Genomic DNA, 26,337 nt, shown 5'->3' on the forward strand with positions numbered 1-26,337 from the left:
CGTAATTCATATTATTAAGCTCATTTTTTCTTTTATTTTACCTAGAACGATCGCACTTTCGCAAGAGGTCTATTGAAACCGGATTTGATATGAGATGTTCCGCGCAAGTTAGCAAAGCGTTTTGACAGGCCGAACGCTCTACCCCTGAGCTACAGTCCCTTTTAAGGGACTGGCAGGATTTGAACCTGCGACCAATCGGATGGATTGTGTGTATTCGCTTCATTTGTGAGGGCGCGGAACAAGATTTTTAAACATCGAGATTAATTGCTAAATCATGGTGACTATTTATAATAGTGAAAATCACTTCGCGCAAGTCAAGAAAGCCGTTGTTCATACGCAGGAGTTGAACCCGCGACCTTTTCCTTAAGAGGGAATTGCTCTACCATGAGCTAGTATGTAAGCTTCCTCAGTTAGGACGCGAAGTGTTTTTTCACTACCTGACAGATACCCCGCACAAGTCGCTAAAGCTATTGACATTATGTGCTCTATCCGTTGAGCTACATCCCCGAGGCGGGGATGATAGGAGTCGAACCTATTACCTTTGGTTTAGAAGACCAAAAAGTGTGTAAGCTTCAACTGTTGGGGTGCGGTGTAGCTGTTTTTCAACTCTAAAAAATTCAGGTATAAGAGGCAGCGCACAAGTCAGAGAAGCTTTGTTTTTTTTGCGCCTCGCGGCGAGGTAGGAATCGAACCTACTATTCGATGTTTAGTCGAACGTTGCCAGTTTGTAAGCTTCTTTAGTTGGGGTGCGCCCCCTAATAGCTGATGAAATTTTTGTTCCGCGCAAGTATAAAAAGCTTTGGACAGTTTCTAGTGTGTCTACCATTCCACCATAAAGGCTGAAGCCTTCAGCGGGACTCGAACCCGCAATCTTTTCAGAGCTAGAACCCTAATGTGTGTAGGCTTCTCGAATTGGGGCGCGGAATCAAAGTGAATTTCTAGCCGTAAACGGCTTCTGGGCGGACAATTAAATCGCCGCTGGGACGCCGATCGAGCACGTAAGACTCGAAGCGATCGCCCTTGACATCAAAATGGTTGGCCAGGCGTTCTTTAATAGCTTTGTCGCTCATTCCTGCCGCGATACCCACTTGGTTTTCTGCCAAGTCATATGAACGTCCTTCAAAACGAATGTGAACCATTACCGATACCTCCTAGAGCAATTTTGGATTTGGGATTGGTAGCTTATCTGCTCTCGACTTTGGCTTTTTGTGAGACTTAGCAAATTGCCAGTATCGGTAAAGATTCACGAAATATGATAATCTTTACTAAAATAAGCGCCGTTCTAAATGATAAGCTTGTTTGATTTTGCGGAGTTCCTCAGCCTTTTTGGTTGATTGAAATCTGGCAGAGCTTGTCTGTTCTGAATCCGCATAAAATTCGTTGAAATTAGACTGATTTCGTACAACATCTGACTCGGGGCGAGTCAGTTTGTAACCGAACAGTTTCGTATAAAGTAACAACATGACAATCGAGTCTGTATTGCAAGACTTTCAAATTGATGTTCCTTGAAATTTTGAGCAATATTTAGTTGTCAAGGTTCAGAATTTGCACGAAAAATACAGGTTTTTGCTTGTCCTGCGCTTTCCATATTTACATACTACAGGCATACTACAAAGGCGTCAAGGGGGTAGCAAAAGTTTTTTAGATAAAACTTACACGAGTGGCGAGAAACCAGGTTTTTTCCGGAAAATGTTTCGTTGCTACCCGCAGATCCGGTAAAAAACCGGGTTTCTTGGGTCAAAGCGCGATCGCCAACTGTAACATCGGTTAAACATCCTTAACATAGGAAATGCTGTTGCGAATATTGTGGAAGCCAGCAGACTCGTAAAGACGCAATGCACCTGAGGAATTTTCAGCATCGACGCCGAGAATAGCAGTAGCGACACCGGCAGCTTTCAGTCGATGCAAACCAGCGAGCAACATCGCTCGCCCCAATCCCATTTTGCGGAAGCCGCGCCTAGTGCCGAGACAAGCAATCCAGCCTTCATTGCGCCCGGTACGATCGCACTCTTCCACACTAATCTCGCAGTAACAAAAACTGACAAATGTGCCGTCATCAGCAACAGCAATCAAGTCTAAATCATTTCTGTAATCGGGTTTAGCTAACTCGTGCTTATATTTATCCACCGTTAAATCGTGATGATTCCAGTGATCGATAAACGACTGGTTGAACATTTCTACCCAAGCTTCCGCATCCTGTTCGCCGGGGAACTGACGCAGGGCGAAACCTTTGGGGAAGTGCGGTTCTGGGATCGGTTCAGAGAGCGATCGCGCCATTCGGTAAAAATAGCGATCGGCCTTGAAACCATTACTTGTCAGCAATGAAATGCGATCGCAATCCTCAGCGCGAGCGTAGGTTCGCAGCTTCACGCGCCCGCCCCGCATTGCAGACACCTCGCGCATCCGCACTTCACCCCAGGCGATCGCGGCTGCTTCCACATCGCCTCCGCGCGCGTCGGGGTGAACGCGAAACCACAGCCAACCGTCAATTACTTCGCCCGGTTCAGAAACAGACAACTGAGCAAAACCGATTAATTTTCCCTCCGCATCTTCCCAAAGGCGGATATCGCGTGCTACATCTAGGGACGGTGCGTTAAATTCTTGTTGCAATTCCGAGAGGGAAGTACCTTCATCGAGCCGATCGACTTCTTCGCAAGTATTGATTAAATGGGCGATCGCCTCTAAATCGCGATCGCCCGCATAGCAGCGCGCCGAGAGATTTGCCATCATAGCTAATCACCATTTCCTGTTGTTATTCAGTTTAAAAATAGCTTGGGCGATCGCACTTTTATCGATCGACAAATCCGATCGGTCGATCGACATTAAAAATTCCACAACGCAAACACCCAGACGCATCCAACCTCTACAGCAGTTGATTGCACTCGTGAGTTTCGATAAATTTGGTTTCAGGATTTGGGATGGGAGTAGAAGGACTTGAACCTTCGACCTTGAGATTAAGAGTCACCTGCTCTAACCAACTGAGCTATACTCCCGCATCTAGGCTACTATAACACAACTGTTCTGAAAATTCAACTATTTTTGTATAAATTTGTGGCGGTCGCCCAGGGTCAATATTTAACGCAAGTGCGATCGCGCCATTACAACCTCAAGCAACTTAAGTAGCGGCTTTCGTTTATTCGCTGCAATGCGGTGTTATGGCGCTGTACTGCGCTACTTCTGATGCTGTGCAATTTGCTGGCGAATTGCTGTCTGAATTTTGACATCGAAGTCTGGATCGTCAACTGTTGTAATGACTCTCGGCGATCGTTCTCGACGTTTTGCTAGATAAGCTTGAAAAGCAGCTCGATCGTCTCGGTGGTCAAGAAAGTACCGCCTTAACTCTCGGTAAGACATTGCACTGTAGTTAATTTGACTCATTACAGCACCTCCCCATTCGGTGTAATTTCCAACTCTATTTCCTCGTTATTTCCTGCCAATATGAATAAATTTTGAGTGCGATCGTCAATGCAAATGAGGTGAATCGGCTGAAACATTAAATACGTCAACTGGTAGCCAATTCGATACAAACCCCTCAATTGTGCGTTGGTAGGCATTTAACCCCTGTTAGTTGAATCATATTTTTTCAGTATACAATTTATTCTACCGATCGCCAAGGCTCAACATTATAAAATAACGAGTCTTTCCGATCCTACCTTATCTGCCCCAGAGTTGTGCAAAACGTTCGGCAGACCATCCAACCAAATCTGAGACTTGCCCATCTCCAATCTCGACAATTCGCTTGACTCCATCTTGGCTACTGCATCCACACAGAAAAATTTGCTGTGAATTAATGAGTAAGGTGGACTTTGGCCCACCTTACTCATTCTAATTGCTTCCGAAAGCGTCTACTTCAGAATTCGGGAGACGACACCGGCGCCCACAGTGCGATTGCCTTCGCGAATGGCAAAACGCATATTTTGTTCGATCGCGATCGGCTGCAACAACTTCACAGTCATATTAACCCGATCGCCCGGCATTACCATGTTGATCGCGCTGCAGTCGTCAGCCGTAAAAGATGCGATCGTACCTGTAACATCCGTTGTCCGCACGAAGAATTGAGGGCGATATCCCGCAAAGAAAGGAGTGCGGCGGCCGCCTTCTTTTTCCGACAGCACGTAAACCTCAGAATCGAATTCAGTGTGAGGTTGAATAGAACCGGGTTTAGCAAGCACCATCCCCCGTTCAATTTCGTCTTTTTGGATGCCGCGAAGCAACAAACCGACATTATCTCCAGCCATTCCTTCATCCAGAATTTGCTGGAACATTTCAACGCCGATAACAGTTATCGTGCGAGTGTTGTGGATTCCCACCAATTCCACACTATCGCCCACTTTGATTTTACCCCGCTCGATTTTGCCAGTTGCGACAGTTCCCCGACCTTTGATCGATAACACATCTTCAACAGCCATCAGAAAAGGTTTGTCAATATCGCGATCGGGCGTAGAAATCCAGTCATCTACCGCATCCATCAAATTGTAAATGCCATCAACCCACTCATCCTCGCCGCGGTGTATTTTCGGATTAGCAGTCATCTTTTCCAGCGCTTTCAGTGCCGAACCTGCGACAATTGGAATATCATCGCCCGGGAAACCGTAAGAACTGAGAAGTTCGCGAATTTCTAACTCGACTAACTCCAAAATTTCCGCATCGTCCACCATATCTTTCTTATTCAAAAAGACAACCAACTTCGGCACTCCCACTTGTCGCGCTAACAAGATATGTTCGCGAGTTTGAGGCATCGAACCATCTGCAGCCGACACGACGAGGATTGCACCATCCATTTGAGCGGCACCCACGATCATGTTTTTCACGTAATCAGCGTGACCCGGACAATCAACGTGAGCGTAATGGCGATCGCCAGTTTCATACTCAACGTGAGCCGTATTAATCGTGATTCCCCGCTGTTTTTCTTCCGGTGCAGCATCGATTTCATCGTACTTTTTAGCCTTGGCCCGACCCTGTGCAGCCAGCGTCATTGTAATCGCCGCTGTTAGGGTTGTTTTGCCGTGGTCAACGTGACCGATTGTACCGACATTGACGTGGGGTTTGTTCCGTTCAAATTTAGTGCGTGACATTACATTTGATTCTCCTTTTAGAATTGTTGTTTGTTTTCAATCATTAGTTTTTAGTCCTTGGCCTCTTTTTAATGAGTAAGAACCGCTCGCTAATGATTAAAAGGGAAAGTGGAGGAGTCGAACCTCTACAGCTTTACGCTGCACGCTGGTATTCCAAACCAGTTGCCGTCCACACAGCCACACTTTCCAAGTTTTTGGATTTTTAACCGCAGATAATTGCAGATAACGCAGATCAACGCAGATAAAGGCAGCAGAGCTCATGCAACTATATGCCCTTTAATCTAAAGTCTAAAATCTCACAGATATCCCTCCATCTAAAATCTAAAATCTAAAATCGATAGGCCCTTCAATCTAAAATCTAAAATCTCACAGATATCCCTCCATCTAAAATCTAAAATCTAAAATCTAAAATCTAAAATCGATAGGCCCTTCAATCTAAAGTCTAAAATTTCATAGATATCCCTCAATCTAAAATCTAAAATCTAAAATCTAAAATCGATTGAGTGGGTGGTATAGGAGTTGAACCTATCTGGTACCGGTTAAAAGCCGGGTGCATAACCGCTTTGCTAACCACCCATAAAAATTCAGGCTTTGTGTAATTCCTAAAAAATCATTGTGTAGTAAAAACTTCAGTCCTTTTTTGCTCCCAGCAATTGCAACGCATAAAATCCCGATTGCTAATGCTTCACTCTATAATGAAGCAACATGAAACCGTTGCTATAGATTTTGCGATTGGTAAGTTCCAAATTTGTCGGATCGAGTACACGGGAAAAAAGAGGAATTCCAGAGCCGATAACTAGCGGATTCAACTTTACAATCATCTCGTCAATCTCAGAAAAAAGAGTTGCCGCTAAAGCGCCACCACCGCAGAGCCATATGTCTTTACCCGTTTGTTTTTTCAATTCTTTAACAAATGCGACAGGATTGTCCGAAACAAGTTCAATATTCTCATCGGGACTGGCTTTCATAGTGCGCGAAAAAATATACTGCTTCAAGGTGGGATAAGGATTAGTTACACCAACATTTAGCCCTACCTCATAGGTTTTCCGTCCCATCAAAACCGCATCAAACTGCTTGTTCTCTGCACGAATGCCTCGTGCTTCCTGAAAGTGAGCCGGAAAAGTTTCAGGAAAGGAATCGAACAAATCAGCGAAATGCTCCCCTGACATAGGAAAACAATCAAATGAGCCATCTTCCCGAGCAATAAACCCGTCAACGGTGCAAGCAACGTAATATTTTAGTTTTCTCATGTTTCACCTTTTTTATTAAGTTGTTTGGTTACTGCTTGCTTGTGAATGTAACTAATATATCCAATCGCTCCCTTGGTTAGAGATTTGCGATCGACCTTTTTATTTGTTAGCGCACAGTTTCGCAGCAGCAGCCATTTTATCGCGCTGCGCCCGCATCCCTACAGACGATCGCAGCAAAGCGCGATCGTTACTCGGAAAGAGGATAAGCTGATGTCAACTAAACATGACTGCTTGAAATGGCTGACAAAGAAGAGACTGCTGTGATTAAAGTCACAGTTCCCAAGCGTTTGCACGAAAAACTGAGAAACATCTCCCAGCAGACAGGAGTTCCTATGTCCACTCTGCTAGTCATGGCGGCTATCAAGGAATACAACCTCGTGGAGGAAACTGAAAATAAGTAACCATTAGTATACTCTAAGTACCCTTGAAAGGTACTATGTGGTATATTTCAGGAATAGTCAACCCTGGAGGTGTGCTTGTGACTCAAGATCAACTCGAAGCCCTTGTCGATGAACTCGGCTTAGTGTCAGTCGTCAGCCTGCTGGCAAATATCTGCCACAACAAAGCCCGACAAACCTTGTGCCTGAAGGGACAAGGGGCTACTCCTTATACCGCTTGGAACAGCAACGGCTTCTTGCTGAAGCAGTTGATGACCAGACTGCGGCCAATCGGCAGCTACGATCGCGATTTAGACCTCAAGAACAACTGAGGTTCTGAGGTTCAACCCGTGCAAGTGCGTAAAGCATTGGTTTTAGTCGGTTAACAGCCGAGTATGTATGCTTTAACTGTTAGGGCACGGGTTGAAACTCTTCGATTTGGACTTGAACCTTGAATGGAGAGGACGGGACTCGAACCCGCATCGATCGACAGCAACTTTCAGGAAACGCGCTTCCTTACTGCCCGCAAGCAGACGGGAACTGCCCCCATCTCGGACTGTTAATTCCTTTCAGTGCCTCCGCAACCCGCTGCCTGTTTGCATTTTCAGGGAACGTCGCGAAGCAACTTTTTACCATACTCAACAAACCCGATCGTCCTTTTGGGAGCCGCTTTTCCAAAGTTTTTACGGTGCCATTCCACTTAGGCGACCTCCCCATAATTTTGCTCGCTGTATGTACGATCGCAAATCAGGACAACTGTTTTCGCTCCAGAATATAAGGCAACAGTTTGGCGATATTTCTGGCATCATCAATGCCTCGGTGATGAGTTCCTTCTAGCGGTAAACCCGCGAGTGTCAGAGCTTTTGCCATCCCATGACTTTTTCGCAAACCTTGCTTTTGGGAAAACAATTTTTTGAGATTGACATGAGGATAAGCAATGGGAAAAGGTACTTTGTGAAAGTTGCTGTCTTGTTGAAATTGTTTGCGATCGAAATCGCCCCAAGAACCAAATACACCATTTGAGTAACCAGACAGCCAGTTTTTCAGAAGTGCGATCGCCTCCGGGTAAGTGGGAGCTTCCTCGACTTGTGCCTGAGAAATAGATGTTAGCGATTTGCAGAATTCAGTCAGCATAGGATGGCGAACTGGCTTAATAAAGCTTTGAAATTCATCAACAATACTTAGAGATTCTGAATGCACCATAACCGCTCCTATTTCGATAATTTCCATTTCCTCTTTTCTGATCTTTCCGCGATCGCAGCAAGTTGCTTCAAGGTCAACCACCAGATAGTAATTGTAATGCTGTAAATTCATATAAATTAAACCTCACATAATATATTTCTGGCTCTGGCGCTCCCACCAAAGAAACCGGGTTTTTTACGAAAAAACTTCGTTACAGCCCGCAGATTCAGCAAAAAACCCGGTTTCTGAGCCCCATGCGTAAGCCCTATATTGATGACTTACGCATATTCTTCAAAACCAGGAGGTGTTTCATCAAAATCATCCGCAACGTAAAGTAAAAATTCCTTGACCACAGCCAAATTGACGAGGTTTGAGTACAGCAGTCTTTTCGGGTGACTTTTCTTTCAGTTTTTGGATTTCGTTTAAAAGTTGAATATTGTTTAATAACAAAATTCACTGAACCAATTCTAATTTGAGAACTTGAATTCTCATGGCTTCTATGTTGAATAACTAGCAAATCTAGACTTATTATAAACCAATCCATCCACCGAGGAGGTACTGCCCCTCCTATCGCCGCGTTATCAGCACGGTGTCTCGCTTTTCGACTTCCGGTGGTTAATTAAAAGGAAGATGAAGGAATCGAACCCTTACAGTTAACTGTACCCCAGTTTTCAAGACTGGTTGCCAACCATTTAGCGGCATCTTCCAAGGGGTGTCTGACGGGAATTGAACCCGCTATTACTGGTTCCACAAACCAGCGCCGCTACCGATTTGGCTTCAGACACCGCAGTGGAATCAAGGAGAATCGAACTCCTAACCTCTTGCGTGCAAAGCAAGCGCTCTACCAATTGAGCTATGACCCCGTGTAAAAGATTCACCTCTGGAGTAAATCTAAAATCTAAAATCTAAAATCTAAAATCGAATGACCCCGCGTCAAAGATTCACCTGTCGAGTAAATCTAAAATCTAAAATCTAAAATCTAAAATCGAATGACCCCGTAAAAGATTCACCTGTCGAGTAAATCTAAAATCTAAAATCTAAAATTGGTGTGGTGGATTGCGATCGGATTTGAACCGATATCTTTCTAACAGCCAGTTAGATGCTTTACCAATTAAGCTACGAACCCATTTAGCAGGAGCGGTAGGACTCGAACCCACAACATTCGAGGTAGAAGCTCGACACTCTATCCAGTTGAGTTACACTCCCATGTTTTTTGTTAATGCGCGATTCCCTACGGGATAGCTGCGCTTCACGCACTTTGCGTGCAAGTTATCAGAGCATTGCGTTTTCTCAGTTACTAGAGGGACTCCGCCGATGAGTTATTACACACTCTTTAAAGGATGGCTACCTTTAAGCAAACCTGCCGGGTTCAATGCACTCCTCGTTCTCAAACGCCCGCTGATTTTGACAGCGTTACCTTTCCTCTCGTACTAAAGTATGTAGGCTCCAAAGATTGGGACACGCAAAGGGCGATCGCTCTTAATATAAAAAATTATCCATTCAATGGAATCAACCTCCTTAAATTAAAGCAAAAACAACGAGAGTGGCAGGACTTGAACCCACAACATCCGCGTCCGAAGCGCGGCGCTCTATCCATTGAGCTACACTCCCATATTGGTAGTCCTGACAGGATTTGAACCTGCAACATCTTGCTTGTAAGGCAAACGCTCTACCGTTGAGCTACAGGACTACAAAAGCGGATGATGGGACTCGAACCCATGCGCTGAGAATGGCATACTCAGATGCTAGCCTTTACATCACACCCGCAAACCGATTTTGGATTGGAAATTTGAGATTTTGGATTGAAAAAACCTCTCGTTTAGCCAAGCGGATAACGAGGATCGAACTCGTGCCTAGAGTTTGGAAGACTCGAATGCTACCGTTACACCATATCCGCAATTGTGGGGCTGGTGATAGGAATTGAACCTACAACCGACTGATTACAAATCAGTTGCTCTGCCTAATTGAGCTACACCAGCGCGCCAAACAGATGGCGAGATTTGAACTCGCAAGAAAGCTTTACAAGAGCCTTATGTTGCCAATTACATCACACCTGCATTTTTGGTGGCGGGGGCAGGAGTTGAACCTGCTATTAAGAGGCTTATGAGACCTCCAAGCCTACCCAGGCTACTTCACCCGCGATGTCACCAAATACCCCTGACTGGCATCGAACCAGCACTAACTAGATCCTAAATCTAGCGCCTCTACCAATTGGGCTACAGGGGCAAAACCGATTTGAGATTTGAGATTTGAGATTTGAGATTGAATAAAACCTCATACCCCTGACAGGCCTCGAACCTGCAAAAAACACTCGTTCTGAGCGAGTGATGTTTTCCAATTACATCACAGGGGTAAAGTCGGGATGGTTGGATTTGAACCAACGACTCCATGCTCCCAAAGCATGGCTTCTGGCCGCTGAATTACATCCCGTTCATGCTCCTAGTGAGACTCGAACTCACACTCAAAATAAAACAGATTTTAAGTCTGCCGCGTCTGCCAATTCCGCCACAGGAGCAACTAGAAACTTAGTTAAAAATTTGGTACTCCTGGTGAGATTTGAACTCACACAACACAATTTTTGAAACTGCGGCCTCTGCCAATTGGGCTACAGGAGTGTAATTGATCTGCTTTGGTAATAGCAGAACTGGGAAGGCAGGGATCGAACCTGCATTTTTCCGCTTTCAAAGAGCGGTGCCATACCGATTAGGCGACTTCCCAATAATTGGGTGCCGGGGTAGGCTTTGAACCTACATAAACTCCTATTTCAGAGATAGGCGACTTTACCAATTTGTCTACCCGGCAATTTAAAAAATGGCTGCCCCAGTAGGACTCGAACCTACAACCTAGCGGTTAACAACCGCTTGCTCTACCATTGAGCTATAAGGCAACGCAATCCCCCAAGTCAGTATCGAACTGACGACCTCTTGTTCTTCACACAAGCACTCTACCAACTGAGCTATCGGGGGAAATTTCAACGGAGAGGACAGGATTTGAACCTGCGTCGGTTTGATCCGATTCTGTTTAGCAAACAGGTGCCTTAAGCCTCTCGGCCACCTCTCCGAGCGCGAGAACGGAGGGATTTGAACCCTCAATCTTCAGTTTTATTAACTGAGATGTTATCCGGCTACACCACGTTCTCAAAATTGCAACTGCGGATTAAATGCAGTTACAAATGGGTCGGGCTGGAATTGAACCAGCAACGCTTTAAGCTACTGTTTTACAGACAGCTACCCACGCCAATAGGAGGGCCGACCCAGTTTGGAAGTGCTGACGGGAGTTGAACCCGCAATCACTTGGGTGAAAACCAAGCGGCTTAAACCATTTGCCTACAGCACTATAAATTGGCACAGGAACTGAGATTTGAACTCAGAATGCTGGTTTTGGAGACCAGAGTGTTGCCAGTTACACCATCCCTGCTTGTGGTGGCAGCGGTGGGATTTGAACCCGCATTGACCAAGGTATGAGCTTGGCGCTTTACCATTAAGCTACGCTGCAATGTCACTTTCGTTTCGTTCCTTTTAAAAGTTAAAAAAATCAATTAAAAGACTGTTAGTTTAATCTTTTAATTTCTAATTTTTAATTTCTGATTGGGAACAGAGGTTAGGGCGGGATTTGAACCCGCGAAAATCGGTTTTGCAGACCGACGCCTTCAACCACTCGGCCACCTAACCTGGGAGTCCCGACGAGGTTTGCACTCGCAATCTTCTCCTTGAGGGGGAGACGGCTTGACTTTTGCCTACGGGACTTTGACCCCCGCCGAAAAACGGATACTTGCTTTCCGACAGGAGGTGTGGATTTTAGACCAAAGTTCCAATTCCCAGATTCTTCTCCTGTGGAGTAAATCTAAAATCTAAAATCTAAAATCTAAAATCTACTGACGGGAGTAACGAGACTTGAACTCGCAACCTTTCGCTCGACAGGCGACTGCTCTGACCGGTTGAGCTATACCCCCGCGAAAATGAACAATATTCTGTCCTTGAATTATTTAAGTTGGGACGGGGTGGCGGTTGATTCCGCGTACTACAACCCGATCGGGCTATTGTTGCCGGAGTCTACACCGCCGATGTCCACAATTATGTGACACGATTAACTTCCTATTCTGTTTTCAAGGTTCATATTGCTTGTGGGATAAGGCTTTAAAGCTCTTTCCCTTCGCCATACATTTATACTACACCGCATATTACAAGACTGTCAAGGGGGTAATACAACTTTTTTTAAAATTGGGTTTTTTAAAGGGGTGTCGATCGCTCCAACCAACCCTCTGCGTTCCCTCAAACCCATATAAATCAATAGATTGTGCGGCTAAACTGATGTGGTGGCGTAAGGTAAATCTGATGCTGAAACTGTAGTACACTCCAATTTCTCTGAATTCTCGCCGTCGCGCGAGGTCGCACTTCTGGAAAATGCGATAATCAGCTTTTAGATATCAAATACTACAAATCAAACATTGTCTGAATTGCCTTTAACTCCCGTGCCCGCATCCACAGAACCCGATCGCCCAAACCTCCCTCACTGGCTACACTCCTTGGATACCTGTCCGAGTACCAACAGTTGGGCGATCGCCCGCGCGGCCCAACTCCACCACGGAGATGCAGTATTTACTAGGCGACAAACCAGCGGGCGCGGCCAACACGGGCGCACCTGGCACGCCCCAACTGGTGTCTTGACTGTTAGTTTTGTACTCGACAACCTCAACCCCAATCTGTTGCCGGGACTCAGTTTAGCAGCGGGTTTAGCCGTGATTTACGTGATCGAAGATTTGGTTCCCGACTGTCGCGATATGCTGCGCCTGAAATGGCCAAACGATGTCTGGATAGATCGCCACAAATTAGCCGGAATTCTCTGCGAAGCCACCAACGGCAATGTTTCTGGCAAAACTCGCGCGGTTGTGGGAATTGGACTCAACCGCTGCGTAGATTTCGCGGCTGCGGGATTAGATGAAAGGGATCTCGGCAATGCGGTAAGCTTGCATTCTATTGCTAGTACAGTACCAGATGAACTGTGTTTGCTCGATCGACTGCGGCACTATTTACTCGAACTAGCCGATATGTTTTCTACCACAGACAAGCCAGCCTCCAAGTCCGGTTTAGCGCTACTTTTGCCGGAATTGCGCCGCCGCGATGCGTTGATTGGCTGCCCGGTGGCGATCGAACTTTCCTCCGAAACCATCTGCGGAGAAGCCGCGGGCATTGATGGATGCGGCCGCTTGTTAGTATGCTTGGCGGGCGATCGAATACAACCCTTTACCTCCGGGCGAGTTCGATTAATTTAAGAGGAAGAAGGAAGAAGGAAGTTCGGCAACGGATTCTGTAACGGATGTAACGGATGTCAGGAAGAAGGAAGAAGGGAAATGCAGTCAGAGCAATATTTTCAGGGCTCAAAAATGTCCTAACCGTCTTGCCAGTTACTATAAATTAAGATAAAGAAGTCATTAGTCATTAGTCATTAGGGAAAATTCCCAATTAACAATCCCCTATTCCCTATCCCCTATTCCCTATTCCCCATTTTAATTTATCACCTCAAATACTACCAATCTGTTCAGCCACAGCGGTTGACTTGGTTCCACACCTTCGGGACGACCCTTAGTAGAAGCAACTTGTATTCTGTTGCCATTTATCCCTTGTTTAACCAAAATACCTTTCACATTTGTCGCCCTTTCCAGTGCCAACTTTTGATTTTCGGCCGGAGCACTTTTAAAATCGCTGTAGCCAATTATCCTCAAATTCTTCGTCCTATTTTCCTCCATATATTCCTTGACTTTGCTAAGCTTTTGTGCTACGTCTTTCGCCTGCAAACTTGCCGAACCGGCACCGAAATACACGCGAACTGCCATTATTTTTGACTGCGGTTTAGTTCCTATTATTACTGTATTTGTTACAGACTTCACCCCTGGAATTTTCTCAAAAGCTTGAGTTATTTTCTGAGCATCTGGCACTTTGCTTACGCTACCTGCAACGGCGACTTTTCCCTCTGCATAGCGAGCCGAGATATCAATGCTTTCTACTTTATTCAAAAGAGCTGCCGTCCGCTTGACATCGGCTTCGACTAAAACCGGATCGGGAGGGACTTCAACAGCTATAATTTTATTTTCAATTCCTAATTTTGGAGCCGCTTGCTGAGCGATTTTCTCCGCTTTAGATCGCAGCTTTTGATTCGGCACTCGTCCAGAAATCTCCAATATTTTATCTTTAACATCTGCCGCGAGGCGATAAACCGATAACTCCGGAGCAGATTGTAAAGCTAAATTCGTATCTGCTTCTAAGCTCGCTTCAACTCCGCTGCGGTATTGATGAATTCCCCAAGGTACACCAATTACACCTAACGCTGCCAAACAGATAATTGGTAAAATTGGAAGTTGAGGAGATTTAACTTTTACCTCTGTATCGATTAATTTTTGCAAGTACGAGTTTACTTCTGCCGGCACAGTGGCTGGATCGCCGTTAAATGACTGGATTTGAACCCCGTATTCTTGAACAATCTTTTTGAATATCGCTCGCATTTTGTACTTAAACCACTGGCGGGTTTCTCCTTGCATAACTACTGCCAGATAACACGAACTCGCTACTTCCAATACGATCGTAGATGTGCCGTATTCTATAGCATCAATCTCTGCAATATTTCTCGACTGAGATATGCAATCGTTGACAACAGCCCGAATAGCAGTCAGCATCCCTGCTACCGTGTCTAATTCTAGCTGTTCGCATTGAGAATGCTGCACTGCTGAAATTACTAATCCCGATTTTGCTTGAATTAAAAAAACAGCTTTAACACTCAGTGCTGTTGTTTCTTTCATCAGCAATTCAGATTCAGAAATGCCCTGAAATTTGGCTTTAATTTTGCGACTAATTCCCTCTGGACTTAAAGCTGATTCGAGTTTTTCATTAATCTCCCGCATCCTCTCGGCGATGTATTTTAAAATCGTGCTGCCGATAATCGGATAAAGTGCATCCGACATTGCTTCTCGCTTGAGATGAATTTGCTGTTTGATAGCGGCGGCCATTTCCGGGGCGATCGCCATTGCAATTTCATCGGGAGATTCACTGATTCTGTGGCTGATTCCCACAGGAATAGCCGGCGATATGGCTACTCCCATCGACTGCCTATTTTGTCGGGTTTTGGTATTAATTACTTCATCAATTATCGGAGATATGGTTTCGGCAAATGATTTTTTTGACTCATTAATTGTTTGAATCATCATTTCCGGAAAGATTATTTTGATTCTGGCGAGTAATTCTTCCCGATTGCCTCCCCATTCAGCATCAGTAATTTTGCGATCGAGTTCCCCTACTTTATCGTTGAGTCTGTAATTATAACCGACAACTTCATCTAACAATGGTAAAATAGATTCGAGTACCGATTTTTTTAGTTGGGCGTGATGGCTAACCATCAGCTCATCAATCAAAGGTTTCAGTAAATCTGTAAACAAGTCTGTCGATTCATAAATTCGGTGTTCGATCGCCACAATCTGTTGTTCGATCTTCCCGAGTCTTTGATCGATCCTTTTATTCTGAATGATTGCATCAACAGCCGGGGCGATCGCAGATTCTATCTCTAGCTTTGCTTCGCCGATGTTTCGGGACAACATTTCTACAATCACTGGCATTATTCTTGCCATCAACCCTTCTATTTCGGCTAAAACTTGCTGCTGAACAGCGACAATCTTACTGTCATTATTTAATATTTGTGCTGCAATACCGCTGTTTTGAATAGCCCTGTTGACAGCGGGCGCGATCGCCTCTCTCACCTCTAACTTTGTCTCGTCGATTTTCCGGTTCAGCGACTCAATCATTAACGGCATCAACCTTGCCATTATTTCTTCCGGCTGAGACTTTTGCTGTCGCTGAAGATTATTTAGTCTACTTTCTACGTCGCTCAATTTGCCTTGAACTTCTCTTTGAAGAATTGCTGATTCTATCAAAGGTTCGATCGCCGCTGTTACCTCTAATTTTGATTCATCGATTTTCCGGTTCAGCAAATCAGTTATTGCTGGCATTAGCATCGCCATTATCTCTTCTGGCTTCTGGATTGGCGACTGTTGCGCAGCCAGCCTGCGCTCTATGATACTCAATACTTTTTCTTCTATTTCTACCCAAGCTATTCTTACTTGTACTGAGGGTGCGACACTTGCTATAACCTCTAACTTTAATTCACTAATTTTGCGGTTCAGCAACTCGCTAACTACCGGTACTAGCTGCTTGATTAAATCTTCTGGTTGCTGCTGGTAACGCTGCTGAATATTCGCAACTCTATCTTCAATTCTTACTACGTGTTCTTCAAGTCCGTTTTGATTGTAAATTACTTGATTGACTTTCGGTGCGATCGCCGAAGCTACTTCTAACTTAGACTCCTCTAGCTTGCGGTTGAGCAGCTCGCCCACCACCGGTATCAGCCGTTGCATTAACTGTTCTGCATTCGGCAGTTGCTGCTGGTTGAATTTAGCAATTTGATTTTCCAAATCCGCTAATTTCGTCGGCAATTCGAGTCCATTAATTTTATTACTGCTCGCGAGTTCGATCGCCTTTTTGAATTCAGACTTCAACCCCTCTAATTCTTCTCTCACTAACTCAGGAATTAACGGTCTTAGTAAATTCATCAACTCTTCGGGCTCAGACATGAGCTGCTCAAAATTTTCCAACCTTTGTTCCACGCTCAAAACATTACTGTAAAATTCCGGTAAATCTCTTTCAAACAGCAGTTGCTGTAACCGCTTAAACTCTTCCACTGCTTGTTCTAATTCTTCCTCCGACGGTCTATATTTTTTTTCTACATTTGCGATTATAGATGAATCAGGTTTTTCATTATTGTTTTCTTGTCTTTGAGAGGGCATCTCTTCATTGTCAGTTAATACTTCGGGTACAATAGGCGGTGATTCGATCCGAAAAGACAATTGGTTGCGCCGATTTTCCTCATCCTCAAATCGCTGAACAGACTTTTCAGAAAGCGGTAATTTCAGCTCGCTTGGTTCTTTTTTTGATTTTTTTAATAACTGGAATTCAGTCAGTATGGTTAGCAATTCCTGAAGTTGCTCTCCTGCTTTAGAACTTGCCATAGTTGCATCAGAAACCTCTTTTCCTGACTGATATATTTTGCCTGAATTATCATTAGATGGTGTCATACTGCGCTACCCAAACGTGATTTTAATCTACCGAAGGAAATTATCAGCTTGCTTGCCGCCTCACCCCAGCGAAAATCAATAGGAATGACACAATTTTTCCAAGCGTCAGGCGTACTAAAGCTCTCGCCCTATTTTAACTGCTGTTCTGCGACTAGCCAACTGAGCCGCCAACTGCAATGCTGCCTTCATGCTGGAGGCATCTGCAATCCCTTGACCTACAATATCAAAAGCTGTGCCGTGATCCGGAGATGTGCGCACAAAAGGCAAGCCAATTGTAGTGTTGACAGCTTTGTCGAAAGCCATCAATTTTACTGGAATCAACCCCTGGTCGTGGTACATTGCCAAGTAACCGTCGTGAGCTTCTGTGGCTAAACCGTACCAAACTTTAGCCGGTTTTACCCACAGGGTATCGGGGGGGACTGGCCCGTCTAACTGTACTTGAGGAAAGCGATCGCGCTGCGTTTCCAACCAAGGTATCATCCAGTCTTGCTCTTCATTTCCCAGTTTGCCATTTTCGCCGCTGTGAGGATTTAAGCCAGAAATCGCTATTTTTGGTCTTTCCAGCCCAAAATCTTCCCGCAAACACTCTACCAGCAATTCTAGTTTTTCGCTCAGCAATTCTGGACTCAAAGCATCGGGGACTTGACGGATGGAAATATGTGTGGTAGCCAGTAAAGTTACGAGCGTCCAGCCGCTGTGGGGAGATGTGGCGGCAAACAGCATTCCGAACCGCTGCGATTTTGCCCTTTCTGCGAGGAGTTCTGTTTGTCCGGGATAATTGTAACCTGCCGCTTGCCAGCAAGTTTTGGAAATCGGGCCTGTCACGATGGCGGAGAATTCGCCGGCGATGGTACGGGCGATCGCGCTTTCCATGTAAGCAAAGCTAGCCGCCCCGCTAGCTGCACTCCCGACGCCCGGGACAATTTCGCCCCACTTGCTGTCTGGTTCAATATCAATAATGTTTAATGTTTCGGGATTTGCCGCTTCTGCTGCGGGATTGCTCGATCGCAACTTATCGTAAGTTTGCTGCAAAACTCTCCTAGAACCTATAACCGTCGCCTTCAAAGCAGCAGCGGGATCTGCCAATGCCTTGAGAATCACTTCCGGGCCAATTCCCGCCGGATCTCCCAGAGTTACAGCTAGTTTTGCTTCCCGATCGAGACTCAAGGCAGTTCTCTCCAACAAAATACATGAATTTGGGCACTGAAATTTTAGCATTCATGTAGCTGGTAGCCCCAAATTATATTATCTTTATTTAATGCGATCGCCCAATTGGACTTATCAAACCATGAATCCTGAAATTTTCAATGCAGCCTTTTTGTCCTTTTCCCTAATTTTCGTGGGTATAGGTGGAGGCTTCCTCCTGCTCAAATTGCAAGGCGGCGAAGAATAAGTTTTTTTCAACCAATCCTTCAGAAGCCTTCTACCTTCTGCCTTCTAGTGTCTACTTTCTGGCGAAAGCAAGCCTTCTGCCGAATATCTCAAGCCTAAAATGAGAAAAATTCAGGTTTTTGTTAAGTTTTTATAAAAAACTTAACAAAAACCTGATACCATCTTATTGAAAGTTTAAGATTCATAAATTAATCCCTAGATGACTTTATTGATTTTAGGTGCCACCGGCACTCTCGGCCGCCAAATAGCCCGCCGCGCCCTAGACGAGGGCTACCAGGTACGCTGTTTAGTCAGAAGTTACAGAAAAGCTGCATTTTTGAAAGAATGGGGCGCTGAACTCGTACCGGGGAACCTTTGCCAGCCAGACAGTCTGCCTCCGGCCCTAGAAGGCGTGAGTGCTATTATCGATGCAGCAACAGCCAGTGCTGCGGATTCTGTCAGCATCAAAAGAGTAGACTGGGACGGAAAAGTATCGCTGATCCAAGCAGCAGCAGCAGCAGGCATCAAGCGTTACATATTCTTTTCCTTTCTCGATGCCGAGAAATATCCTCAAGTCCCCTTGTTGGAAATCAAGCGCTGTACCGAATTGTTCTTAGCAGAATCCGGTCTAGACTATACAATCTTGAGACCTTGCGGCTTTTTGCAAGGACTGCTGAGTCTGTATGCAATGCCGATTTTGGACAATCAGGCAGTCTGGCTGCCCAACAAGCCGTCAGCCCTTGCCTACATGAACACTCAGGACGTTGCTAAATTTGCCGTCCGGGCTCTTTCCGTTCCTGAAACCGAGAAAAAAAGCTTTCCGGTTGTGGGAAATCGCGCTTGGGATGCTGAAGAAATCGTGCGTTTGTGCGAAAGGCTGTCAGGGAAGCAAGCTAAAATTACGCGCACCCCAGACGCCTTGTTGAAGGCTACTCGTCAATTTGCTAAGTTCTTTCAGTGGAGTTGGAACGTAGCTGACAGATTGGCTTTTTCAGAAGTTTTGGCAGCCGGAAAACCCTTGAAAGCTCCGATGGATGACGTTTACAGTGTCTTCGGAATCGACCCCAAAGAAACTACTACTTTGGAGTCTTATCTGGAAGAATACTTTAATCTGATTATGAAGAAGCTCAAGGAAATAGAGTACGAGCAGCTTAAAACTAAAAAACGGAGTAAACAAAAAATGCCCTTTACATTTTAAAGTGCCGAAAGCTGGGATTATATACAACGACGTTAAACCTGTGGCTTGTCGTATCGCCGCAGAGTTAGAAGACAAGCTGACTGCCCGCGGCTGGGAGGTTTGCTCGGTTTCTGGTTCCGGAGGAATTCTGGGCTATTCTAGCCCCGATCGCCCCCTGTGCCACAACCCGATCGAACAACTCGTCCCCCCCGGTTTTGACAGCGACATGGAGTTTGCAGTGGTTTTGGGCGGCGACGGTACGGTGCTGTCGGCATTTCGCCAAGTCGCTCCGATTGGAGTGCCGCTGCTGACTGTCAATACCGGTCACATGGGCTTTTTAACAGAAACTTACCTGAACTTGCTGCCGCAAGCTTTGGAAAAGGTAATCGCCGGAGAATACGACATAGAAGAAAGATCAATGCTGGCGGTGCGGCTGTTTCGAGAAAACGACTGCCTGTGGGAAGCTCTTTGTCTCAATGAAATGGTGCTGCACCGGGAACCGCTGACTTGTATGTGTCATTTTGAAGTGGCGATCGGCCAGCACGCCTCTATTGACATTGCCGCAGATGGAGTCATCATCGCGACTCCGACAGGATCGACAGCTTACGCCCTTTCTGCCGGTGGGCCTGTCATCATTCCCGGAGTGCCGGTGTTGCAGTTGCTGCCTATTTGCCCGCATTCAATGGCTTCGCGGGCTTTGGTGTTTTCTAACACCGAGCCGGTCAAGATTTTGCCGGCGAGTCCAAACCGCCTGGTGATGGTGGTTGACGGTAACGGCGGATGTTATGTTCTGCCCGAAGATTGGGTGCAAGTCGAGCGATCTCCGTATCCAGCCCGCTTTATTCGGGTGCAATCTTTTGAGTTTTTCCACATTTTGCGGGAAAAATTGGGCTGGGGCTTGCCTCACATTGCTAAACCCAGTTCTGTTGAGTTGCCTTGATAGTTGTTGTTGACACTCCCCGACGATCGAGGTACGGGGATTGTTGGCTCAACCAGTTGGCTTGCTCGTAGATATCATATCAAGTCCTCGCTGTAGGAAATCGCAATTCCCGTTCCCGTTTTTCACCGATTGAAGGGATTTTGATTTCTTTATCTGTTGATAAATCGTAGAATAAAGCAGCAATTAGTGTTGGTAATGTAGGGCGACATTTATCCACCGGAATCCTTAATTCTCGATCGAGCTTCCGAACCATCTCCAAAGTCAGGCTGCGTTTACGAGATAACGGTATAGTTGGAGTGTCTTCATTTCTATTCACTCTGCTTAGGACGGATTTCAAATTCTGAACGTGCCCGGAAGAAACAGACATCAAACTCGAAGAAGAAATTAGCTTGCCCCAAAATCAAAGGTACATTGGTTGCTTGTGTCCAGGCCAATGCCAGGTTAAGCGTTGGGAATGAACTAACTCGAGCATTAACAACGACTGCGCGGGCTTCAAATCGAGCCAAATTCCCAGCCAATACAACTGAGAGTGTCTCATTTTCCCAGACTAAGCCCAGTTGTAGCCCTAACTCGTAGGGCAAAACATTAACGCTTGCGCCTGTATCTAGTAAGCCCTCAGCGTTCAAGGATTGACCGTTCAGGCTGAGTGTCAATGGCAGGTAGGGCATTCGATCGACCATGCCAAGACTGCTGTCAATGATTTTGTAGGGAAATCTCTGAGCGTCAATCATTCTGTTCTTGTTGTTTTGTCGTCAGAAGATTCATTAAAACATTGGCAGCCTCAGAGCAATTGTAAGGCGACCAGACCGGATACTCTCGATCTGCCACAAAAAAGTTTGTTGCATCTTCTTCTTTGACCAGTTCTGTTGCCAGAAACTGCATCAGCCGAAGCTTGTCAATTTTTGAAAGTTCCTGGATCTGTGACATTAGTTCAGCCAATGGCATTTGAGAATCTCCTCGTTTGAGGTTTGGCGAAAAGATTGGATCTACTAGCTTGTTGCATGGGTGCGCGATCGAAGCGTGTCTATTTATTCTACCAAGTTTCTGTAGGTCAAGCTCTCGATCGAGATTCCGAATCATCTCCAAAGTCAGGCAGCGTTTGCGAGATAACGATTGAGTTCAACGGCGGTTAGTAACCCTGGCATCCCCACCGATTATCTTTATTCCGCCGTTGCAACGATTTGTTAGGTAGCTGGCAACGTATCATCAGAGCTTTCTCCATTGCCTTGAATTGCTACCCAAGGAAGTTTTGAATACTGATCTTTGATCTTTTCTAACTCATCTAGTGCTTGCAGGAAAAATCTTTTGACAGCCACCACATGGTCTTCTTCAGAAAGAAAATCCTGTAAACTTTTGTCTCGAACTATTCCTGCCCAGTCTTTTGAGCTATCTAAGTTATAACCCCTCCAACCGTACTGTTCGCAAATATCTTTCATCGTTTCAATAATTTCTGCTCGACGCGGTGAATTAGGATCTACTTCAAGTACGAGACGTACTATTGGGTAATCAGTTAAATGTGATGTCTTTAGAATAAAGCCTAGACCACACCACCATCTTCCACTTGGCATTGAGGCAGTCATTAAATACCGCCCATGCCATTGAATCTGGGTAAGAGCTGTAGACTTTTGCTTAATTGCTCCCAGAACTTTCTCAAAGCGCTGACTGACTTCTCCCCACATTGTCTCTTCCATAAGTTTTAGTGATTTTGTGAAATTTGCTAACGCAATCACGTCAATAGAAGAGAACTGATTGTTATGTGCCATGCGATACTCATCCATAAATGTCACAATTTCTTTAACAAGCATTGTATCTGCCTGAGATTTCAAAAATCGATAGAACTGATGCCACCTCAATTGCCTGAACTGAACGGTAGATTGAGAAATATTCTTGAAAATATCTGCTTGATCTTTTGGATCAAAATCACGAGTAATGTACAAAAGAAATTTGTGCTGGAACCCTGAAAATCCATGCAAAATCTCGGCATACCTTGAAAGCTGCTCGTAGCCTTCCTGAGAGCCAATCTTACTTTCGATAAAGATGATGCTACGACTTTTAGCATCTACTAGCTCAATTAAGATATCTGGGCGGCTAGCTAAACGATGATCATCAAGAGGCTCAAACTCCCTCTGTGTTGAAACATAGGCATCCAAATAAATATTTATATCCAATAAGTTTAAATTCTTAAGCCAAGAATAGAGAATTTCCTTGTCTGTACTGAAGAGGTAGGCGACCAACTCAGTGAAGAAATCTTCTAGCGGAATACTGCCTGTATTGAGATTTAAGAGCCGACTGAAAAGCGCCACTAACATTCACCTATGTTTTACTCTCAACAAGTGAGTTTACCGTACGGCCCTAGCCAGAGGCTCAAGCTACCTAACTTATAATTGTATCGCATTTGCGGTACAACACTGCATATAGTCGAATAATACCGCCGCTTGAGGATGTATGTCAACCTCTTCTTACTCCCCATCAGAATCTCCTTTCCTCGATCGAGTTCGCCGCACAATTCAACTTAAACACTTAAGCCGTCGCACTGAAAAAAGCTATCTTTATTATATTTGAGATTAGAGTCGATAGAACACCCTTGGCGATCGCAAAAATCGAGACATTCATCAGAACTTCTTCACGCACGAATAGCTGTAACGGTTCGCCCCAGTGGTGTCAGATGAATTTCAGTATTCAGTCGTTCTTCTAATTCGATCGCCTTCTCGCGTCGCTCGAATATCACCAACCACCCTTCATCTTGTCCCAATCGAGCCAAATATCCATCTAACTGTTCCAACCCTTTACTCAACGGATCGACTTTCAGAGTTCGCCAAACCTTCAGTTCAATTCCCAATGTTACTTCACCATAACGCAAACATAAATCCATTCTGTCGCGTTCGATCGCATATTCCCGCTCCAATGTTCGCCCACCATTAATCACTCGATGCAGAAATGCCATCAACACTAAATGAGGGGCTATTTCGGGATAAGATGCACTTTTGAGTGTCGAGTTGAAGTACAATACTCCGGTAAATCGTTTTAGCCCGAAGGATGTCATCAAAATTATTAAATAAAGAATTGCCACAGGAGGTAAATATATGAGTTCCTATGTGCTTGGTTTTCAGGAGATTGACAAAACAAAAATCATGGTTGTTGGGGGTAAAGGCGCAAACCTGGGGGAACTTTCCAAGATTGAAGGAATCCGCGTACCGGATGGCTACTGTATTTCTACTGAAGCCTTTAAAAGAATCATTGGGGAAACGTCGTCGATTAACGAATTACTCGATCGCTTATCCCTTCTAAAGGTGGAAGACCGGGATAAAATCGGTGAACTTAGCGGTGAGATTCGTAGGGTCATCGAAGGGATAGCCATTCCTCAAGACATTAATGAAGAGATCGCCCGCCTCCTCTCCAGGCTTGATGAAAAAAATGCCTATGCAGTACGATCCAGCGCAACTGCAGAGGATTTACCGACGGCCTCTTTTGCAGGCCAGCAGGATACGTATTTGAACATTATCGGAAACGAGGCAATCTATCAGCATATCAGCAAGTGCTGGGCATCGCTATTTACCGAGAGAGCAGTAATTTACCGCCTTCAAAACGGCTTCGACCACCGTAAAGTCCACCTGTCTGTGGTTGTTCAGAAGATGGTCTTCCCGCAGGTAGCAGGAATTTTGTTTACTGCCGATCCTGTGACTTCTAATAGAAAAGTGTTATCCATTGATGCCAGCTTCGGACTTGGCGAGGCCTTGGTCTCCGGCCTGGTGAATGCCGATAACTATAAAGTGTGTAACGGCACGATTATCGATAAGAAGATATCTACCAAGAAACTGGCTGTTTATGCCTTAAAAGATGGCGGTACGAAAGCACAGGAAATTGAGCCTGAGAGACAGAATAGGCAAGCGCTGACGGATGAGCAGATTGTACAGCTTGAGCGCACGGGCAGAAAAATCGAAGAACATTTCGGCTGTCCCCAGGACATCGAATGGTGTTTGGTTGATGATACATTTTATGTTGTCCAGAGTCGCCCAATCACTACTTTATACCCCATCCCTGAAGCGAACGATCGGGAAAACCACGTCTATGTATCTGTCGGTCACAACCAAATGATGACCGATGCCATGAAACCATTGGGATTGTCTTTTTTCCTGTTAACGACCCATGCACCCATGCACACTGCTGGTGGAAGGTTATTTGTTGATGTTACAGCGACGTTGGCTTCACCTGTCGGCAGAGAAACGATATTAAACGTCACATTGGGAAAATCCGATCCCCTCATGAAAGACGCACTTACAACCATCATAGAGCGGGGAGATTTTATAAAATCGTTACCCGACGACGATCGGAGTCTCGGCAAAAGCAGTAAAGGTCGATCGCCTGCTGATTTTCAAACCCTAAACGACTACGATCCGGCGATTGTTGCTGATTTGATTCAACAGAGTCAAACCTCGCTCGAAGCGTTAAAACAAACCATCCAAACGAAATCAGGATCGGATCTGTTGGATTTTATCCTGGAAGATATCCAGCAATTAAAGAAGACCAACTCTGATTCACAGAGTTTTGGTGTGCTTATGACTGGTATGAATGCTTCCTCCTGGATCAATGAGAAAATGATGGAGTGGTTAGGTGAAAAGAACGTAGCAGACACGCTTTCTCAATCCGTATCCAACAATATTACTTCGGAAATGGGTCTGGAGTTGTTGGATGTTGCAGATGTGATTCGCCCGTATCCAGAAGTAATCAATTACTTGCAACATATAAAAGACGATAGCTTTTTGGATGAGCTGGTTAAGCTTGATGGTGGACAGGAAGCCCAGGACGCCATCTATGCTTTTCTCAACAAATACGGAATGCGATGTGCCGGAGAAATCGATATTACTAGAACTCGTTGGAGCGAAAAACCAACGACACTTTTTCCCATAATCCTTAGTAACATCAAAAACTTTGAGCCTGGTGCCGGCAAGCGGAAATTTGAGCAGGGGCGACAGGCGGCTTTGAACAAAGAACAAGAGTTGTTAGAACGATTGAAGCAATTACCGGATGGTGAACAAAAAGCCAAAGAAACAAAGCGGATGATCGGCCTAGTCCGGAATTTCGCAGGCTATCGTGAATATCCAAAATACGGCATTGTTAATCGCTACTTCGTTTATAAGCAGGCGTTGCTGAAAGAAGCCGAACAACTCGTACAAGCCAACGTTATTCATGAAAGAGAAGATCTTTACTACCTCACTTTTGAAGAACTGCACGAAGTTGTACGCACAAATAAACTGGATTACCAGATCGTCAGCAAACGAAAAGACGAGTACAGATCATTTGAAAAACTAACTCCCCCACGTGTTCTCACGTCTGATGGTGAAATGATTTCCGGTGCGTACAAACGAGAAAACCTCCCGGCTGAAGCTATTGTAGGCCTGGCTGTTTCTTCCGGAGTTATAGAGGGACGAGCACGTGTCATCCTAAACATGGAAGACGCCGATCTAGAAGATGGAGATATATTAGTCACCTCGTTTACTGACCCTAGCTGGACACCATTATTTGTATCCATAAAAGGTCTAGTCACCGAAGTTGGTGGACTGATGACCCATGGAGCAGTTATCGCGCGTGAATATGGCTTACCGGCAGTTGTCGGAGTAGAAAATGCGACCAAACTGATCGAAGATGGGCAACGAATTCGCGTACATGGAACAGAAGGGTATGTAGAAATCCTTTGGCACTCCCCGACCTGAAAGTACGGGGATTCTTAAGACATTTCTGTCAAAATATCCCTATTGCTAGGGTTCCCAGGCTGATACCAATTCACTATGAAGATACACTAATTGAGGCTGATGTCTTTCTGGTTGGAACTATATCCTTAGCGTTATATTA

Annotated in this window: 23 protein-coding genes and 32 tRNA genes; 8 read left to right on the plus strand and 47 right to left on the minus strand. The window is 45.1% G+C overall.

What is annotated here, in order from left to right; all coding sequences use genetic code 11:
- Positions 1 to 331 precede the first annotated feature (331 nt).
- The 11 genes from QUA13_RS25310 to QUA13_RS25360 all read right to left on the minus strand — a co-directional run bounded on the left by QUA13_RS25310 (position 332) and on the right by QUA13_RS25360 (position 6,325).
- Positions 332 to 399, minus strand: a tRNA-Lys gene (locus tag QUA13_RS25310).
- Positions 400 to 938: 539 nt separating this feature from the next.
- On the minus strand, positions 939 to 1,139 hold the full coding sequence (locus QUA13_RS25315) for a hypothetical protein (RefSeq protein WP_333203013.1): 201 nt from the start codon (positions 1,137 to 1,139) through the stop codon (positions 939 to 941).
- Between the two features lie 628 nt (positions 1,140 to 1,767).
- Positions 1,768 to 2,730, minus strand: a complete 963-nt coding sequence (locus QUA13_RS25320; protein WP_333203015.1) for a GNAT family N-acetyltransferase — start codon at positions 2,728 to 2,730, stop codon at positions 1,768 to 1,770.
- Positions 2,731 to 2,919: 189 nt separating this feature from the next.
- Positions 2,920 to 2,993 (minus strand) — tRNA-Lys (locus tag QUA13_RS25325).
- A 178-nt stretch (positions 2,994 to 3,171) separates the two neighbouring features.
- Positions 3,172 to 3,378: a DUF6887 family protein gene (locus QUA13_RS25330; RefSeq protein WP_333033721.1), complete on the minus strand. Its 207-nt coding sequence runs from the start codon at positions 3,376 to 3,378 to the stop codon at positions 3,172 to 3,174.
- Positions 3,378 to 3,554, minus strand: a complete 177-nt coding sequence (locus QUA13_RS25335) for a DUF6888 family protein (protein ID WP_333033723.1) — start codon at positions 3,552 to 3,554, stop codon at positions 3,378 to 3,380. The genes QUA13_RS25330 and QUA13_RS25335 overlap by 1 nt, the downstream gene beginning before the upstream one ends.
- Before the next feature lie 69 nt (positions 3,555 to 3,623).
- Positions 3,624 to 3,824: a hypothetical protein gene (locus QUA13_RS25340; protein ID WP_333203017.1), complete on the minus strand. Its 201-nt coding sequence runs from the start codon at positions 3,822 to 3,824 to the stop codon at positions 3,624 to 3,626.
- Between the two features lie 21 nt (positions 3,825 to 3,845).
- Positions 3,846 to 5,075: an elongation factor Tu gene (tuf, locus tag QUA13_RS25345; RefSeq protein WP_333203019.1), complete on the minus strand. Its 1,230-nt coding sequence runs from the start codon at positions 5,073 to 5,075 to the stop codon at positions 3,846 to 3,848.
- Positions 5,076 to 5,176: 101 nt separating this feature from the next.
- Positions 5,177 to 5,263: transfer RNA gene (locus QUA13_RS25350), tRNA-OTHER, on the minus strand.
- A gap of 316 nt (positions 5,264 to 5,579) precedes the next feature.
- Positions 5,580 to 5,651 (minus strand) — tRNA-Lys (locus tag QUA13_RS25355).
- Positions 5,652 to 5,752: 101 nt separating this feature from the next.
- On the minus strand, positions 5,753 to 6,325 hold the full coding sequence (locus QUA13_RS25360; protein ID WP_333203021.1) for a dihydrofolate reductase family protein: 573 nt from the start codon (positions 6,323 to 6,325) through the stop codon (positions 5,753 to 5,755).
- A 236-nt stretch (positions 6,326 to 6,561) separates the two neighbouring features.
- Here QUA13_RS25360 and QUA13_RS25365 point away from each other — a divergent pair, with 236 nt between their 5' ends.
- On the plus strand, positions 6,562 to 6,726 hold the full coding sequence (locus QUA13_RS25365) for a ribbon-helix-helix domain-containing protein (protein WP_333203023.1): 165 nt from the start codon (positions 6,562 to 6,564) through the stop codon (positions 6,724 to 6,726).
- 77 nt (positions 6,727 to 6,803) lie between these two features.
- On the plus strand, positions 6,804 to 7,034 hold the full coding sequence (locus tag QUA13_RS25370; RefSeq protein WP_333203025.1) for a hypothetical protein: 231 nt from the start codon (positions 6,804 to 6,806) through the stop codon (positions 7,032 to 7,034).
- 415 nt (positions 7,035 to 7,449) lie between these two features.
- Here QUA13_RS25370 and QUA13_RS25375 read toward each other — a convergent pair whose 3' ends face one another.
- From QUA13_RS25375 to QUA13_RS25515, 29 genes are all read right to left on the minus strand, one after another.
- Positions 7,450 to 8,016, minus strand: coding sequence for a 3'-5' exonuclease (locus QUA13_RS25375; protein ID WP_333203026.1), 567 nt, complete (start codon positions 8,014 to 8,016; stop codon positions 7,450 to 7,452).
- Positions 8,017 to 8,508: 492 nt separating this feature from the next.
- Positions 8,509 to 8,591, minus strand: a tRNA-Ser gene (locus QUA13_RS25380).
- Between the two features lie 4 nt (positions 8,592 to 8,595).
- Positions 8,596 to 8,669, minus strand: a tRNA-His gene (locus QUA13_RS25385).
- Positions 8,670 to 8,674: 5 nt separating this feature from the next.
- Positions 8,675 to 8,747: transfer RNA gene (locus tag QUA13_RS25390), tRNA-Ala, on the minus strand.
- A 186-nt stretch (positions 8,748 to 8,933) separates the two neighbouring features.
- A tRNA-Ala gene (locus QUA13_RS25395) sits at positions 8,934 to 9,010 on the minus strand.
- A gap of 6 nt (positions 9,011 to 9,016) precedes the next feature.
- Positions 9,017 to 9,090 (minus strand) — tRNA-Arg (locus tag QUA13_RS25400).
- Positions 9,091 to 9,422: 332 nt separating this feature from the next.
- Positions 9,423 to 9,495 (minus strand) — tRNA-Arg (locus QUA13_RS25405).
- A gap of 4 nt (positions 9,496 to 9,499) precedes the next feature.
- Positions 9,500 to 9,574: transfer RNA gene (locus QUA13_RS25410), tRNA-Val, on the minus strand.
- Positions 9,575 to 9,579: 5 nt separating this feature from the next.
- Positions 9,580 to 9,651, minus strand: a tRNA-Gly gene (locus tag QUA13_RS25415).
- Between the two features lie 59 nt (positions 9,652 to 9,710).
- A tRNA-Gly gene (locus QUA13_RS25420) sits at positions 9,711 to 9,781 on the minus strand.
- 5 nt (positions 9,782 to 9,786) lie between these two features.
- Positions 9,787 to 9,863, minus strand: a tRNA-Thr gene (locus tag QUA13_RS25425).
- Positions 9,864 to 9,869: 6 nt separating this feature from the next.
- Positions 9,870 to 9,941 (minus strand) — tRNA-Thr (locus QUA13_RS25430).
- A 95-nt stretch (positions 9,942 to 10,036) separates the two neighbouring features.
- Positions 10,037 to 10,110: transfer RNA gene (locus tag QUA13_RS25435), tRNA-Leu, on the minus strand.
- A gap of 131 nt (positions 10,111 to 10,241) precedes the next feature.
- Positions 10,242 to 10,314: transfer RNA gene (locus QUA13_RS25440), tRNA-Pro, on the minus strand.
- A gap of 4 nt (positions 10,315 to 10,318) precedes the next feature.
- Positions 10,319 to 10,399 (minus strand) — tRNA-Leu (locus QUA13_RS25445).
- Between the two features lie 23 nt (positions 10,400 to 10,422).
- Positions 10,423 to 10,499 (minus strand) — tRNA-Leu (locus tag QUA13_RS25450).
- A gap of 29 nt (positions 10,500 to 10,528) precedes the next feature.
- Positions 10,529 to 10,602: transfer RNA gene (locus tag QUA13_RS25455), tRNA-Gln, on the minus strand.
- A gap of 5 nt (positions 10,603 to 10,607) precedes the next feature.
- A tRNA-Gln gene (locus tag QUA13_RS25460) sits at positions 10,608 to 10,686 on the minus strand.
- A 10-nt stretch (positions 10,687 to 10,696) separates the two neighbouring features.
- A tRNA-Asn gene (locus QUA13_RS25465) sits at positions 10,697 to 10,771 on the minus strand.
- Positions 10,772 to 10,777: 6 nt separating this feature from the next.
- Positions 10,778 to 10,850, minus strand: a tRNA-Phe gene (locus tag QUA13_RS25470).
- Positions 10,851 to 10,859: 9 nt separating this feature from the next.
- Positions 10,860 to 10,944: transfer RNA gene (locus QUA13_RS25475), tRNA-Ser, on the minus strand.
- A 5-nt stretch (positions 10,945 to 10,949) separates the two neighbouring features.
- Positions 10,950 to 11,023 (minus strand) — tRNA-Tyr (locus tag QUA13_RS25480).
- A 34-nt stretch (positions 11,024 to 11,057) separates the two neighbouring features.
- Positions 11,058 to 11,139, minus strand: a tRNA-Tyr gene (locus QUA13_RS25485).
- Between the two features lie 4 nt (positions 11,140 to 11,143).
- Positions 11,144 to 11,220 (minus strand) — tRNA-Glu (locus QUA13_RS25490).
- Positions 11,221 to 11,226: 6 nt separating this feature from the next.
- Positions 11,227 to 11,301, minus strand: a tRNA-Trp gene (locus QUA13_RS25495).
- Positions 11,302 to 11,304: 3 nt separating this feature from the next.
- A tRNA-Met gene (locus tag QUA13_RS25500) sits at positions 11,305 to 11,379 on the minus strand.
- Between the two features lie 102 nt (positions 11,380 to 11,481).
- Positions 11,482 to 11,555: transfer RNA gene (locus tag QUA13_RS25505), tRNA-Cys, on the minus strand.
- Positions 11,556 to 11,630, minus strand: a tRNA-Glu gene (locus tag QUA13_RS25510).
- Positions 11,631 to 11,762: 132 nt separating this feature from the next.
- Positions 11,763 to 11,836 (minus strand) — tRNA-Asp (locus QUA13_RS25515).
- A gap of 6 nt (positions 11,837 to 11,842) precedes the next feature.
- On the opposite strand from QUA13_RS25515, the gene QUA13_RS25520 reads away from it, so the two are divergent.
- On the plus strand, positions 11,843 to 11,965 hold the full coding sequence (locus QUA13_RS25520; protein WP_333203028.1) for a hypothetical protein: 123 nt from the start codon (positions 11,843 to 11,845) through the stop codon (positions 11,963 to 11,965).
- 366 nt (positions 11,966 to 12,331) lie between these two features.
- Positions 12,332 to 13,156: a biotin--[acetyl-CoA-carboxylase] ligase gene (locus QUA13_RS25525; protein ID WP_333203030.1), complete on the plus strand. Its 825-nt coding sequence runs from the start codon at positions 12,332 to 12,334 to the stop codon at positions 13,154 to 13,156.
- A gap of 234 nt (positions 13,157 to 13,390) precedes the next feature.
- On the opposite strand, the gene QUA13_RS25530 is transcribed toward QUA13_RS25525, so the two are convergent.
- Positions 13,391 to 16,999, minus strand: a complete 3,609-nt coding sequence (locus QUA13_RS25530; protein ID WP_333203032.1) for an OmpA family protein — start codon at positions 16,997 to 16,999, stop codon at positions 13,391 to 13,393.
- A gap of 114 nt (positions 17,000 to 17,113) precedes the next feature.
- Complete coding sequence (gene pdxA / locus QUA13_RS25535) at positions 17,114 to 18,217, minus strand: 4-hydroxythreonine-4-phosphate dehydrogenase PdxA (RefSeq protein WP_333203034.1); 1,104 nt, start codon at positions 18,215 to 18,217, stop codon at positions 17,114 to 17,116.
- Between the two features lie 70 nt (positions 18,218 to 18,287).
- Between pdxA and petM the strand changes: the two genes are divergently transcribed.
- The 3 genes from petM to QUA13_RS25550 all read left to right on the plus strand — a co-directional run bounded on the left by petM (position 18,288) and on the right by QUA13_RS25550 (position 20,487).
- A complete protein-coding gene (gene petM, locus QUA13_RS25540; RefSeq protein ID WP_172189541.1) occupies positions 18,288 to 18,392 on the plus strand; it encodes a cytochrome b6-f complex subunit PetM in 105 nt (34 codons plus the stop codon).
- Positions 18,393 to 18,590: 198 nt separating this feature from the next.
- On the plus strand, positions 18,591 to 19,568 hold the full coding sequence (locus tag QUA13_RS25545) for an NmrA family NAD(P)-binding protein (RefSeq protein WP_333165488.1): 978 nt from the start codon (positions 18,591 to 18,593) through the stop codon (positions 19,566 to 19,568).
- A 1-nt stretch (position 19,569) separates the two neighbouring features.
- Positions 19,570 to 20,487, plus strand: a complete 918-nt coding sequence (locus QUA13_RS25550; RefSeq protein ID WP_333203036.1) for an NAD(+) kinase — start codon at positions 19,570 to 19,572, stop codon at positions 20,485 to 20,487.
- Positions 20,488 to 20,566: 79 nt separating this feature from the next.
- Here QUA13_RS25550 and QUA13_RS25555 read toward each other — a convergent pair whose 3' ends face one another.
- The 5 genes from QUA13_RS25555 to QUA13_RS25575 form a co-directional block, all read right to left on the minus strand.
- Positions 20,567 to 20,803, minus strand: coding sequence for a hypothetical protein (locus QUA13_RS25555; protein ID WP_333203038.1), 237 nt, complete (start codon positions 20,801 to 20,803; stop codon positions 20,567 to 20,569).
- On the minus strand, positions 20,796 to 21,218 hold the full coding sequence (locus tag QUA13_RS25560) for an aspartyl protease family protein (protein WP_333203040.1): 423 nt from the start codon (positions 21,216 to 21,218) through the stop codon (positions 20,796 to 20,798). The genes QUA13_RS25555 and QUA13_RS25560 overlap by 8 nt, the downstream gene beginning before the upstream one ends.
- Positions 21,211 to 21,432 carry a hypothetical protein gene (locus QUA13_RS25565; RefSeq protein WP_333203042.1) on the minus strand — a complete coding sequence of 74 codons (222 nt, stop codon included), beginning with the start codon at positions 21,430 to 21,432 and terminating at the stop codon, positions 21,211 to 21,213. The genes QUA13_RS25560 and QUA13_RS25565 overlap by 8 nt, the downstream gene beginning before the upstream one ends.
- 239 nt (positions 21,433 to 21,671) lie before the next feature.
- Positions 21,672 to 22,796 (minus strand): PD-(D/E)XK nuclease family protein, encoded by a 1,125-nt coding sequence (locus QUA13_RS25570; RefSeq protein ID WP_333203044.1) that lies wholly within the window; start codon positions 22,794 to 22,796, stop codon positions 21,672 to 21,674.
- Between the two features lie 314 nt (positions 22,797 to 23,110).
- Positions 23,111 to 23,557, minus strand: a complete 447-nt coding sequence (locus QUA13_RS25575) for a hypothetical protein (RefSeq protein WP_333203046.1) — start codon at positions 23,555 to 23,557, stop codon at positions 23,111 to 23,113.
- Positions 23,558 to 23,570: 13 nt separating this feature from the next.
- On the opposite strand from QUA13_RS25575, the gene ppsA reads away from it, so the two are divergent.
- Positions 23,571 to 26,198 carry a phosphoenolpyruvate synthase gene (ppsA, locus tag QUA13_RS25580; protein ID WP_333203047.1) on the plus strand — a complete coding sequence of 876 codons (2,628 nt, stop codon included), beginning with the start codon at positions 23,571 to 23,573 and terminating at the stop codon, positions 26,196 to 26,198.
- Positions 26,199 to 26,337: the final 139 nt, after the last annotated feature.

It is taken from the genome of Microcoleus sp. S28C3 (genome assembly GCF_036700785.1).
In the GTDB taxonomy this organism is placed as follows: domain Bacteria; phylum Cyanobacteriota; class Cyanobacteriia; order Cyanobacteriales; family Microcoleaceae; genus Microcoleus; species Microcoleus asticus.